The sequence below is a fragment of the Pseudomonas sp. CFBP 8770 genome, assembly GCF_014841705.1.
Classification (GTDB): domain Bacteria; phylum Pseudomonadota; class Gammaproteobacteria; order Pseudomonadales; family Pseudomonadaceae; genus Aquipseudomonas.
This window is the reverse complement of sequence record NZ_JACYUL010000010.1, coordinates 1-12,674: the sequence shown is the minus strand read 5'-3', so window position 1 is coordinate 12,674 and position 12,674 is coordinate 1. Positions and strand designations below refer to the sequence as shown.

Sequence of the window (12,674 nt, the reverse complement as noted above, 5' to 3'; positions counted from 1 at the left end):
GCAAAAAAAGACCCGGCAAAGTGCCGGGTCAATAACCGTGATTAGCCTGATGAGGAGACATCTGAAAGTCCGAACCAAGGGCCTTTCAGAGATCACCAGTCTCGCGACTGGATGTGATAATCATAACGATTCTCATTTGAGAGTCAAGCGCCATGTGCAATTATTTCATCCGCCTGCGGACCGTCGATCTAGAGCCTGCGCGGAAGCGATAGCGCTTCGACCTGGCTATTGAGACTGTTTTTCTGTTCGCACGACAGCTCACTCCAATGCACATTGCGCAGCGCCCCTTCGATGGCATAAAGAAGCACTTTCGAGGCGCGGAAGCCACGCTGCCTCACCGCGCAGTAAGCCTGCACGGCACCTGCCCGGCGCAGGTCGGAAGCACTGTGGATGCCGACAGCATGCAGCCATTGAGCAGATGTCTTGCCCAGATTCTTCAGGGCCAGCAGTTCATCGGTCATCAAACCTCCTGGCCTCGGCCAAGCAATGAGCGGGGGACCACGAAGCAGGTGCCAATCTGGCAGTGTAGCGGTGGCAGAGCGGCCTGCCGAACGGCCGATCTGCCTTTGCAAGGCTTGAGAGTGTGTTACAGGCCCGGCAGGCGTTGGCGGATCTGTTCGACCAGCTTGTCCAGGCTGCCGCTTTCGTTGGTTTCCACACGGCGGGTCTGCAGCAGCTCGGCTTCGCTCAACGGTTCACGACCGGCCTGCTGAGCGTCGATCACCGCCTGAGTCGCATCCGAAGGGTCCTCGGCACGCGCCTGGCGCTGCTGCAACCAGCTGGAGATCACGGCTGCGGGCGCGTTGCAGTCCAGGATCAGGAACGGCACTCCAGTCGATTCGGCGATTCGAGCCGCCGCCGCCCGCTGATCAGCCTTGAGGTAGGTCGCATCGATCACCACCGGCAGGCCGGCGCGCAGTATGTGCTCGGCCAACGCGTGCAGGTGCAGGTAGGTCGCTTCGCTGGTGCTGGCGTCGTACAGGCCCGTTTCGGCGGTCTGGGCACCGAACAGACGTTTGCGCTCCACGTCCGAGCGCAGGCGGATGGCGCCCAGGGCTTCTACCAGACGCAGCGCGACATGGCTCTTGCCCACCGCCGACACGCCGCTGGTGACGGCCAGAAAGCGCGAAGGAATGGCACTGTAGCTTTCCGCCAGGTTCGCGTAGTTGCGGTACTGGCGCAGTGTCGTGGCGCGCTGTACGCCGCTGGCATCCGGCGACATGCTGAACAGGGCCACCTTGGCCCGTACCAGCGCGCGGTAGGCCTTGTAGAAATTGAGCAGCTCGAGCCCCTGGTAATCCCCGGTCAGCTCCAGGTACTGGCTGACGAAGCGCCGCGCCAGGCTTTTCAGCCCGCGGTCCTCGAGGTCCATGGCGAGGAAGGCGATATCGGCATATACATCGGTGAAACGGAAAGGCTCGTTGAACTCGATGCAGTCGAAGATCACCACTTCGCCATTGATAACAGTGGCGTTGCCCAGGTGTATGTCGCCATGGCATTCGCGAATGAAGCCTTCCTGCTTGCGCAGCGCCAGCAGCGGTTCCAGTCGCACGTAACTGCTTTGCGCCCAGGCCTGCAGGGCGTCGAGCTGTGCCAGGTCATCCTTGTCGGAAAGAAACGGCCGGATCTGTTCGAAGTTCTGCTCGACCGGGGTCATTGCTGCCTTCGGCGTACCAGCCTCGTGTGCCTCCGGCACCACGGGTGCGGCCCGGTGGAAATCGGCAATCTGCCGCGCCAGCGAATCCACATGCTCCTGGGTCAGCTCACCATTGGCCTGCAGGGTGCTCAGCAGGTTGCCGCCTTCGAATTGGCGCATCTGCAAGGCATACTCGATGGGTGCGCCTTCGCCGCCCAGTCGAGGCGTTTCCGCGCTGCCGCTGATCGGCAGAACCTGCAAGTAAAGGTCGGTAGTCAGGCGCTGGTTCAGTCGCAGTTCCTCGGCGCAGAAGTGGGCGCGGGCGGACAGTTCGGTGAAGTCCAGAAAGCCGAAATTCATCGGTTTCTTGATCTTGTAGGCGTAAGGCCCGGTCAGTATCACCCAGGAGATATGCGTCTCGATGACCTGGAACCCTTCCACCGGATGCGGGTACAGGGCCGGGTTTTGCAGGGCGGCGATCAGGGTCTGGCTCACAGGCGATCCTTCATTGGCAGAGGTGATTTCAAGGCGGTCATTATGGCCACTGCCACCGATGATGCAAACCGCCGACGGTCCCTGCCCGCGACAATTCAAAGTGCGTATAATCCGCCGCCATGACTCGAACCCGATCTTCCCGTACCCCCAAAAAACCTCCTTCCGGCGGCTTGCGCACCTGGCTTGGCTGGGGCCTCAAGCTTGGTCTGGTAGGCCTGGTGATCCTGGCCGGCTTTGCCGTCTACCTCGACGCCGTTGTCCAGGAAAAATTCTCCGGCAAGCGCTGGACCATTCCCGCCAAGGTCTACGCACGCCCGCTCGAGCTGTTCGTCGGTCAGAAACTGGCCAAGAATGATTTCCTCACCGAGCTCGATGCGCTCGGCTACCGTCGGCAAACGACCGTCGACGGTCCCGGCACCGCCTCGGTCAGTGGCAACACCGTCGACCTGAATACCCGCGGCTTCCAGTTCTACGAAGGGCTCGAGCAGCCGCAGGCGGTGCGCGTGAAGTTTTCCGGCGACTACGTCTCGGAACTGGGTGGCGGCGCAGGCAAGAAGGTCGCGGTGGTGCGTCTGGAGCCGTTGCTGATCGGCGGCCTGTACCCGAAAAACCTCGAAGACCGCATCCTCATAAAGCTCGACCAGGTACCACCTTACCTGCTCGACACACTGGTCACGGTCGAAGATCGCGACTTCTACCACCACTTTGGCGTCTCGCCCAAGTCGATCGCACGCGCCATCTGGGTCAACACGTCCTCGGGTGCCATGCGCCAGGGCGGCAGTACCCTGACTCAGCAGTTGGTCAAGAACTTCTACCTGACCAACGAGCGCAGCCTGACCCGCAAGCTGACCGAAGCAATGATGGCGGTGTTGCTGGAGCTGCACTACGACAAGGGTGAAATCCTCGAGGCCTACCTCAACGAAGTCTTCGTTGGTCAGGACGGCCAGCGCGCCGTGCATGGCTTCGGCCTTGCCAGCCAGTTCTTCTTCAGCCAGCCCTTGTCCGAACTCAAGCTGCATCAAGTGGCTTTGCTGGTGGGGATGGTCAAGGGGCCGTCTTCCTATAACCCGCGGCGCAATCCGGAACGGGCGATGGAACGCCGCAACCTGGTGCTCGATCTGCTGGCCCAACAGGGCGTGGCGACCCAGGAGGCAGTCGATGCGGCCAAGAAGATGCCATTGGGCGTGACCAAGCGCGGCAGCCTGGCGGACAGCTCGTTCCCTGGCTTCCTCGACCTGGTCAAGCGCCAGCTGCGCGACGACTACCGCGACGAAGACTTGACCGAAGAAGGCCTGCGGATCTTCACCAGTTTCGACCCTATCCTGCAGACCAAGGCCGAATCGTCTGTGACCGATACCTTCAAGCGCCTGGCCGGGCGCAAGGGGTCGGACGAGGTCGAGGCGGCCATGGTCGTCACCAACCCTGAAAGCGGTGAGGTCCAGGCGCTGGTCGGCAGCCGCGTACCGGGTTTTGCCGGCTTCAACCGGGCGCTCGACGCCGTACGCCCGATCGGCTCGCTGATCAAGCCGGCGGTGTACCTGACCGCGCTGGAGCAGCCAAGCAAATACACCCTGACCAGTTGGGTGCAGGACGTACCGTTCTCGGTCAAGGGCGCGGACGGCCAGATCTGGAAGCCACAGAACTACGAACGTACCTCCAATGGCACGGTGTTCCTGTATCAGGGCCTGGCCCATTCCTACAACCTGTCGACGGCCCGACTGGGTCTGGAGCTGGGCGTGCCCAATGTGCTCAAGACCCTCGGCGAGCTGGGCGTGCAGGTCGACTGGCCAGCCTACCCGTCGATGTTGCTCGGTGCCGGCGGCTTGTCGCCCATGCAAGTGGCGACCATGTACCAGACCCTGGCCAACGGCGGTTTCAATACGCCGATGCGCGGCATTCGCAGTGTCCTGACGGCCGAAGGCGAACCGCTCAAGCGCTACCCATTCCAGATCCAGCAGCGCTTCGATCCTGCCTCCATCTACCTGATCCAGAACGCCATGCAGCGCGTGATGCGCGAAGGTACCGGACGTTCGGTCTACAACGTGCTGCCGAGCAGCCTGAACCTGGCCGGCAAGACCGGCACCAGCAACGACTCGCGCGACAGCTGGTTCGCCGGCTTCAGCCAGGACGTGCTGGCGGTGGTCTGGCTGGGCCGTGACGACAACGGCAAGACCCCGTTCACCGGTGCCACCGGTGCGCTGCAGGTCTGGACCAGCTTCATGAAGAAAGCCGATCCCTTGCCTTTGGATACGCCGGTGCCGGAAAACGTGGTACAGGCCTGGATCGACGCCAAGACCGGACAAGGCTCGGATGCCAGCTGCCCCAACGCTGTGCAGATGCCGTATATTCGTGGCAGCGAACCGACGCCAGGCACCGCATGCGGCGGTGCCAATCCGGCGGCCGACGATTCGGTGATGGATTGGGTCAAAGGCTGGTTGAACTAAGCAAAGGGGAATGAAGTGAACAAGTGGTGGTTTCCTGCCTTGACGGCATTGGCTTTGCTCAACGGTTGCGCCAGCGTGGAGCGTGGCTCCATTCCAGTGGTCGATTCCGGCTCTGCGGTCACCAATGGCGAACGCGTGTCGCGTACCGGCGGCTTCCGCCAGACCACCGTGGTCCGGCCCAAGGCGCAGGCCCAGGCGATCACCGAAGATTCCGGCGTGGTGGTCATGGTCCCGCAGGGTGCAGGCTCGCAACCGATCCAGAGCTTTCCGGCGCCGGGCAACAGCGCGCCGATCAGCACCGGCCCGATCACATCAGGCCCGATCGTGCCCGGCCCGAGCAGCTCGGCCCCGGCCTATGCCCCGCCGGCGCCCAGCACGACCTACAACATGCCGGCCAGCGCGCCAAGCGGGATTCCGCGTGCCAGTGGCAACAGCGCCGGCCTGTCCGCCGATGAGCAGTTGGACGGGCCGGTGCTTGCCCTGTTGACCACGGCCCAGCAACAGCAGGGCGGTGGCGACTTGAACGGTGCGTCATCGAGCCTGGAGCGTGCACAGCGGATCGCACCGCGCGAACCGCAGGTTCTGTACAAGCTGGCTCAGGTGCGCCTGGCCCAGGGTGATGCAGCCCAGGCCGAGCAACTGGCCCGTCGGGCGCTGACCTATGCCAATGGCCGTCCGGATCTGCAGGCGAGCCTGTGGAACACCATTGCCCAGTCGCGCGACAAGCAGGGTGATGCCGCGGGGGCCAATCTGGCCCGTCAGAAAGCCAAGAGCGCGTCTTGATGGATAGTCGTTTCCTGGCGATTGCCGAGCATCTGCTGTTGATCGAACGCGAGCTGCGCGAGCAGGGGTGGTGGCAGGACGTGCCACCCAGCGCCGAAGCGCTCGCCAGTGTCGAGCCGTTCAGCGTGGACACCCTGGATTTCGATCAGTGGCTGCAGTGGATCTTTCTGCCGCGCATGAAAGCCATCATCGAGCAGGACCTGCCATTGCCCAGCGCTTCGGGCATCCTGGCGATGGCCGAAACGGTCTATGTCGATCGCATCGAGCAGAGTCGCGGCCTGCGCGCCAGCCTGGCGCGCTTCGACGAACTGATCGGGCAGGTGCGCTAGCCCTTCACGTGCATTGCTCGTCGATCACCTTGCGCACTTCTTCGATCCTCGCCTGACGCTCCTGCTCTGTCAGGCGCTTGGCCTCGCCGTTGACCTGCTGAAGCACCCGAGGGTTGTTCTTGAGTTGCGCCAGGTTGGTTCTGACGCCCGTACAGAACTCGTTGCGCCGCGCCGTCTCGTCGGCAACCTGCGACTTCACCTTGCGGTCGATCCTGCGTTGCTCGGCCTCGCCGCTGGCTTTCATCACCGCTTCGTTGGAGATCGGCTCGGGTGGGGTCACCGGCTTCACACCTTCCACGGCAGTCGCTTCAACACCGTTGGGCGGTCGTGCATCAAAATGCGTCACGCCCTGGCTGTCGACCCATTTGTAGATTTGTCCCGCCATCACCAGTGGCGACAGGGCAATCAGCAGGAAACTTGCGGCAACGGTTGAACGCATGGCGCCTTCTCTGAGGGTTGGTTACGCATGAAACTACCATAGCCTGATGACTCGGCAGGGTTTATTGCGCCGTTTGGGTGCAGGTGCGCAATAAAATGCACGCATCGCTTGACTTGCAGCAGACGAATCACAACAATCGAAAGTCCGCTGTACAGGGACTGCCAGAAGCAGACCCACACAGCAGAGCACAGGCGCACACCAGCGCCGACCCGTAATACCCGCAACGCGTTACCTCGCGCTGGGTGGGAAACACCCGTGACACTTGGGTACTCCCAATACTTGCTCAGTCAGTGCTGACGTACGTCGGCGACCACCGTCGCTCATGCTCTGCTGGCAGTAAACCTATTAAGACCCGTTCCCATGGAGCGGTATCCTGGCGTTTTAGAGGTGAACAACGTGGAGCTTTTATCTGGCGCTGAAATGGTCGTCCGCTTCTTGCGCGACGAAGGCGTTAAGCACATCTACGGGTACCCCGGCGGTGCCCTCCTGCATGTATACGATGCCCTGTTCAAGGAGCCCGCTGTCGAGCACGTGCTGGTCCGTCACGAGCAGGCGGCCACTCATATGGCCGACGGCTATGCCCGTGCCACCGGCAAGGCCGGCGTCGTGCTGGTGACGTCCGGCCCGGGCGCCACCAACGCAATCACGGGTATCGCCACTGCCTACATGGACTCCATTCCCATGGTGATCCTGTCTGGTCAGGTGGCCAGTACGCTGGTCGGCACCGACGCGTTTCAGGAAACCGACATGATCGGCATCTCCCGGCCCATCGTGAAGCACAGCTTCATGATCAAGCACGCCTCGGAGATCCCCGAAGTCCTGAAAAAGGCCTTCTACCTGGCGCAGTCCGGTCGGCCAGGCCCGGTCGTGGTCGATATTCCCAAGGACATGACCAACCCGGCCGAGAAATTCGAATACGTCTATCCCAAGAAGGCCAAGCTGCGCTCCTACAGCCCGGCGGTCCGTGGCCATTCCGGACAGATCCGCAAGGCTGTGGAAATGCTGCTGGCGGCCAAGCGCCCGGTCATGTACGCCGGTGGCGGTGTCATCCTCGGCGGAGCCTCCGCTGCCTTGACCGAACTGGCACAGATTCTCGACCTGCCGGTCACAAACACGCTGATGGGGCTGGGCGCCTACCCAGGCATGGATCGTCAGTTCGTCGGCATGCTCGGCATGCACGGCAGCTACACCGCCAACCTGGCCATGCACCACGCCGATGTGATCCTTGCCGTAGGTGCACGCTTCGACGATCGGGTGATCAACGGTGCGGCGAAATTCTGCCCCAATGCCAAGATCATCCACATTGACATCGACCCGGCTTCGATCTCCAAGACCATCAAGGCGGACGTACCCATCGTCGGTCCGGTCGACAGCGTTCTGACCGAAATGCTCGCCACCCTCAAGGACATCGGTGAAACGCCGAACAAGGACACCGTTGCCAGCTGGTGGAAGCAGGTCGAGGAGTGGCGTGGCGAAAACGGCCTGTTCCCCTACGACAAGGGCGATGGCTCCAAGATCAAGCCGCAGAAGGTCATCGAGACGCTGTGCGAGGTCACCCAAGGCGACGCCTACGTCACTTCGGATGTCGGCCAGCACCAGATGTTCGCGGCCCAGTACTACCTGTTCAACAAGCCCAATCGCTGGATCAACTCCGGTGGTTTGGGCACCATGGGCTTCGGTTTTCCGGCGGCCATGGGCGTCAAGATGAGCTTCCCCGAGGCCCACGTTGCCTGCGTGACCGGGGAGGGCAGCATCCAGATGAACATTCAAGAGCTGTCTACCTGCCTGCAGTACGGCTTGCCGGTCAAGATCATCCTGCTCAACAACGGTGTGCTCGGCATGGTGCGCCAGTGGCAGGACATGAGCTACGGTGGTCGCCATTCGCATTCCTACGTCGAATCCCTGCCTGACTTCGTCAAGCTGGTCGAAGCGTATGGCCACGTCGGCATGCGCATTACCGATCTCAAGGATCTCAAGCCGAAAATGGAAGAAGCCTTCGCCATGACCGACCGTCTGGTGTTTCTCGACATTCAGGTCGACGTTGGCGAGCACGTCTATCCGATGCAGATCAAGGACGGCTCGATGCGCGACATGTGGCTCAGCAAGACGGAGCGGACTTAATCATGCGGCACATCATTTCGCTTTTGCTCGAGAACGAACCCGGCGCCTTGTCGCGCGTGGTAGGGCTGTTCTCGCAGCGCAACTACAACATCGAAAGCCTGACCGTGGCGCCTACCGAAGACCCGACCCTGTCGCGCCTGACGTTGACCACCGTAGGGCAGGATGAAGTGATCGAACAGATCACGAAAAACCTCAACAAGTTGATCGAGGTGGTCAAGCTGGTAGACCTGTCGGAAAGCGCGCACATCGAACGCGAGCTGATGCTGGTCAAGGTCAAGGCCACTGGCGCCCAACGCGCCGAGATCAAACGCACCACGGACATCTTCCGCGGGCAGATCGTTGATGTCAGCAGTAGCGTCTACACCGTTCAGCTGACGGGCACCAGCGACAAGCTGGATAGCTTCCTGCAGTCTATCGGCACCGCCTCGATTCTCGAAACCGTGCGCAGTGGCGTGACCGGTATCGCTCGTGGCGACAAAGTGCTGAGCATCTAACTCAATTAGCGACCGGCCGAAACGGCCTAGATAACAGGTGATATTCAATGAAAGTTTACTACGACAAAGATTGCGACCTCTCGATCATCCAGGGCAAGAAAGTAGCCATCATCGGCTACGGCTCCCAGGGCCACGCCCAGGCGTGCAACCTGAAGGATTCGGGCGTCGACGTCACCGTGGGCCTGCGCAAGGGCTCGGCTACTGTCGCCAAGGCCGAGGCCCATGGCTTGAAAGTAGCCGACGTCGCCACTGCCGTTGCCGGTGCCGACCTGGTCATGATCCTGACCCCGGACGAGTTCCAGTCCCAGCTGTACAAGAACGAAGTCGAGCCCAACATCAAGCAGGGCGCAACCCTGGCCTTCTCCCACGGCTTCGCCATTCACTACAACCAGGTCGTGCCGCGCGCCGACCTGGACGTGATCATGATCGCGCCCAAGGCGCCGGGCCACACCGTGCGTACCGAATTCGTCAAGGGCGGCGGTATTCCTGACCTGATCGCCATCTACCAGGATGCGTCGGGCAATGCCAAGAACGTCGCGCTGTCCTACGCTTCGGGCGTGGGCGGCGGCCGTACCGGCATCATCGAAACCACCTTCAAGGACGAGACCGAAACCGACCTGTTCGGCGAGCAGGCCGTTCTCTGTGGCGGCACCGTGGAACTGGTCAAGGCCGGTTTCGAAACCTTGGTCGAAGCCGGCTATGCGCCTGAAATGGCCTACTTCGAGTGCCTGCACGAACTCAAGCTGATCGTCGACCTCATGTACGAAGGTGGTATCGCCAACATGAACTACTCGATCTCCAACAATGCCGAATACGGCGAGTACGTGACCGGCCCTGAAGTCATCAACGCCGAATCGCGCCAGGCCATGCGCAATGCACTCAAGCGCATCCAGGATGGCGAGTACGCCAAGATGTTCATCAACGAAGGCGCTACCAACTACCCTTCGATGACCGCCAAGCGTCGCAACAACGCTGCCCACGGCATCGAAGTCATCGGCGAGCAGCTGCGTTCCATGATGCCTTGGATCGCCGCCAACAAGATCGTCGACAAAGCCAAGAACTGATACAGTTCCAGGCGACAAAAACGCGGCCTCGGCCGCGTTTTTTCGTTATGGTGGCAAGCTTCTGGTATAAAGCGGCAACGTTTTGCGGTCGAACCCTCGACCCAGGCGCCTGTCGAAACTTTCCACACCGTTGCAAGGTATTGTCCATGAGCGAACGTCCCGAAGAGCCAAACAAGGCTCCTGACGCCGAAAGCCTCCTGCCGATCGATGAGCATGTCGAAGAAGGGCATGACGCCGAAGGACGTAAAGTCCGGCACCGCGGCATCTATCTCCTGCCCAACCTGTTCACCACGGCAAACCTGTTTGCGGGCTTCTACTCGATCATCAACTCGATCAGTGCCCAGAGCGCCGGCAACGCCGCCGAAGCCAGCAAGTATTTTGCCTACGCTGCCATTGCCATCTTCGTTGCCATGGTGCTCGATAGCCTGGACGGTCGCGTCGCGCGCATGACCAACACCCAGAGCGCCTTCGGTGCGGAATACGACTCCCTGTCCGACATGGTCGCATTCGGTGTTGCACCCGCGCTGCTCGCCTTTGGCTGGGCGCTGGGCGACATGGGCAAGGTCGGCTGGATGGTGGCCTTCATCTACGTTGCGGGTGCAGCACTGCGCCTGGCGCGTTTCAACACCCAGGTCGGCACCGCCGACAAGCGCTACTTCATCGGCCTCGCCAGTCCGGCTGCTGCCGGTGTGGTCGCAGGTCTTGTGTGGGCGTTCAGCGACTACGGCATCCAGGGCTCGAAGATGTCCTTCCTGGTGGCCCTGCTGGTAGCGGCCGCAGGCATGCTGATGGTCAGCAACATCAAGTACAACAGCTTCAAGGAGCTGGATCTCAAGGGTCGTGTGCCCTTCGTAGCCATCCTGGCGGTCGTCCTGGTGTTCGCCGTGGTGTTCAGCGATCCACCCCGCATCCTGCTGCTGATCTTCCTCGCCTATGCGGCTTCCGGCCCGATACAGTATTTGTTACGCATGCGTCGTCACAAAAGAGCCGAGTAAATTCAATTTCACGCATAATCCGTAGTCTCTTGGTATGTTGAACACAGCCAAGGCTACGGAGGCACCATGCTTATCAAGCTATCGCGTGCTTCGGACTGCAAAGAGTCCGAAGTCACCCCCGAATCGATCTATCTCTCACGTCGCTCGCTCATCGGCGCTACCGCAACAGCCGTGGCCGTTTCGGCGCTTCCTTCCTGGGCATCCGCTGCCGACCCCTCGCGCTATGAAGGTGTCGACGCCAGCAGTGCGCCTGCCTGGTTGAACGACAAGCTGGGTCAAACGCGCTGGGGCGCGGTCACCGTGCAAGGCGAGGCGATCACGCCCTTCAAGGATGCGACCCACTACAACAACTTCTATGAGTTCGGCACAGGCAAGGGCGATCCGGCAGCCAATGCTGGCAGCTTGAAGACCGAACCCTGGTCGGTGGTCATAGACGGTGAAGTGGCCAAGCCTGGGCGCTATGCCCTCGAAGACTTCATGAAGCCCTATCAGCTCGAAGAGCGGATCTATCGGCTGCGTTGCGTGGAGGCATGGTCCATGGTCATCCCCTGGATCGGCTTTCCCATCTCGGCATTGCTCAAGCAGGTCGAGCCTACTTCGAAAGCCAAGTACATCCGCTTCGAAACCTTGCAGGATCCCAAGAGCATGCCCGGCCAGCGCTCCGGCTTTGCCTTGATCAACTGGCCGTATGTAGAAGGCTTGCGTCTGGACGAGGCAATGAATCCGCTGGCGATCCTTGGGGTAGGCATGTACGGCCGCGAGCTTCCCAACCAGAACGGTGCCCCCTTGCGCCTGGTAGTGCCGTGGAAGTACGGGTTCAAAAGCGTCAAATCCATCGTGCGTATCAGCCTGGTCAGTGAACGGCCAGAGACGACCTGGGAAAACATCGCTCCCAGCGAGTATGGCTTCTATGCCAACGTGAACCCGGAAGTCGACCACCCGCGCTGGACACAGGCGCGTGAGCGGCGTCTGCCCAGCGGGCTGTTCAGCCCCAACGTGCGTGAGACCGCGATGTTCAACGGTTACGCGGAGGAGGTTGCTTCCCTCTATACCGGCATGGATCTGCGGAAGAACTACTGATGCGTTATCCGTTATGGCGTTTGAGTGTGTTCGTGGTGGCGTGCGTATGGCCTTTGCTATGGCTGTACCAAGCCTGGATATTTGCCTTGGGCCCTGATCCAGGCAAGGTGCTGGTCGATCGGCTGGGTCTGGGCACTCTGATACTGGTGATGATCACGCTGTGCATGACGCCTCTGCAGAAGTTGTCTGGCTGGGCGGGCTGGATAGCGGTGCGCCGGCAGTTGGGCTTGTGGTGTTTTGCCTACGTATGCCTGCACCTGGCGTCCTATCTGTTCTTTGTTCTCGGGCTGGATTGGAGTCAGCTTGGGGTCGAGCTGATCAAGCGTCCCTACATCATCGTCGGCAGCCTTGCATTCCTTTGCCTGCTGGCGTTGGCCGTGACGTCCAACCGGTACAGCCAGCGTCGGCTGGGTCGACGCTGGAAACAGCTGCACCGCCTCATCTATGTGGTGCTGGGCCTGGGACTGTTGCACTTCCTCTGGATCGTCCGCGCCGACTTGGAAGAGTGGTCTATCTATGCCGCAGCCGGTGCTCTGCTCATGTTGCTTCGCATACCTGCTGTGGCCAGGCGGATTCCCCGAGTAATGGGGCGAAAACCACCTGTTGCCAAAAAGACCTGAAATTACCTGTTGACGCCCCGCTCAATCTGTCTATAATTCGCCCCACTTCCGGCGCAGCCGAAACGATAAACTCTTTGTTAATCAATAAGTTGGCCGTTTCAGAAAGCTCGGAAGGGTTTCGATCTTCAAGGTCGGAAGCGGTGAAAAAGGCAGTTGACAGCGGTTTGAAACGCT

Annotated in this window: 12 protein-coding genes; 9 read left to right on the top strand and 3 right to left on the bottom strand. The window is 61.0% G+C overall.

What is annotated here, in order from left to right; all coding sequences use genetic code 11:
• Positions 1-188 precede the first annotated feature (188 nt).
• Positions 189-461: a TfoX/Sxy family protein gene (locus IFT98_RS19525; protein WP_192051223.1), complete on the bottom strand. Its 273-nt coding sequence runs from the start codon at positions 459-461 to the stop codon at positions 189-191.
• A gap of 125 nt (positions 462-586) precedes the next feature.
• The gene (locus tag IFT98_RS19520; RefSeq protein ID WP_192051222.1) at positions 587-2,131 is read right to left on the bottom strand and encodes an AAA family ATPase; all 1,545 of its coding nucleotides are present in this window, start codon (positions 2,129-2,131) and stop codon (positions 587-589) included.
• 119 nt (positions 2,132-2,250) lie between these two features.
• On the opposite strand from IFT98_RS19520, the gene mrcB reads away from it, so the two are divergent.
• Genes mrcB through IFT98_RS19505 form a run of 3 tightly spaced genes read left to right on the top strand, consistent with a single transcriptional unit; the run spans position 2,251 to position 5,687 of the window.
• Positions 2,251-4,575 carry a penicillin-binding protein 1B gene (gene mrcB, locus IFT98_RS19515; protein ID WP_122480163.1) on the top strand — a complete coding sequence of 775 codons (2,325 nt, stop codon included), beginning with the start codon at positions 2,251-2,253 and terminating at the stop codon, positions 4,573-4,575.
• A gap of 15 nt (positions 4,576-4,590) precedes the next feature.
• Positions 4,591-5,358, top strand: a complete 768-nt coding sequence (locus tag IFT98_RS19510) for a hypothetical protein (RefSeq protein WP_192051220.1) — start codon at positions 4,591-4,593, stop codon at positions 5,356-5,358.
• Positions 5,358-5,687: a YqcC family protein gene (locus IFT98_RS19505; protein WP_192051218.1), complete on the top strand. Its 330-nt coding sequence runs from the start codon at positions 5,358-5,360 to the stop codon at positions 5,685-5,687. Before IFT98_RS19510 ends, IFT98_RS19505 begins: the two co-directional genes overlap by 1 nt.
• Before the next feature lie 4 nt (positions 5,688-5,691).
• On the opposite strand, the gene IFT98_RS19500 is transcribed toward IFT98_RS19505, so the two are convergent.
• Complete coding sequence (locus tag IFT98_RS19500) at positions 5,692-6,126, bottom strand: DUF4124 domain-containing protein (protein WP_192051216.1); 435 nt, start codon at positions 6,124-6,126, stop codon at positions 5,692-5,694.
• 396 nt (positions 6,127-6,522) lie between these two features.
• Here IFT98_RS19500 and IFT98_RS19495 point away from each other — a divergent pair, with 396 nt between their 5' ends.
• From IFT98_RS19495 to msrQ, 6 genes are all read left to right on the top strand, one after another.
• Entirely contained in the window at positions 6,523-8,247 is a 1,725-nt protein-coding gene (locus tag IFT98_RS19495; protein ID WP_192051214.1) for an acetolactate synthase 3 large subunit, read from the top strand.
• A 2-nt stretch (positions 8,248-8,249) separates the two neighbouring features.
• Positions 8,250-8,741: an acetolactate synthase small subunit gene (gene ilvN / locus IFT98_RS19490; RefSeq protein WP_043190700.1), complete on the top strand. Its 492-nt coding sequence runs from the start codon at positions 8,250-8,252 to the stop codon at positions 8,739-8,741.
• A 47-nt stretch (positions 8,742-8,788) separates the two neighbouring features.
• Entirely contained in the window at positions 8,789-9,805 is a 1,017-nt protein-coding gene (gene ilvC / locus IFT98_RS19485) for a ketol-acid reductoisomerase (protein WP_043190697.1), read from the top strand.
• Positions 9,806-9,951: 146 nt separating this feature from the next.
• A complete protein-coding gene (pssA, locus tag IFT98_RS19480) occupies positions 9,952-10,800 on the top strand; it encodes a CDP-diacylglycerol--serine O-phosphatidyltransferase (RefSeq protein WP_192051213.1) in 849 nt (282 codons plus the stop codon).
• Between the two features lie 66 nt (positions 10,801-10,866).
• On the top strand, positions 10,867-11,880 hold the full coding sequence (msrP, locus tag IFT98_RS19475) for a protein-methionine-sulfoxide reductase catalytic subunit MsrP (RefSeq protein WP_192051211.1): 1,014 nt from the start codon (positions 10,867-10,869) through the stop codon (positions 11,878-11,880).
• On the top strand, positions 11,880-12,500 hold the full coding sequence (msrQ, locus tag IFT98_RS19470) for a protein-methionine-sulfoxide reductase heme-binding subunit MsrQ (RefSeq protein WP_192051209.1): 621 nt from the start codon (positions 11,880-11,882) through the stop codon (positions 12,498-12,500). The genes msrP and msrQ overlap by 1 nt, the downstream gene beginning before the upstream one ends.
• Positions 12,501-12,674: the final 174 nt, after the last annotated feature.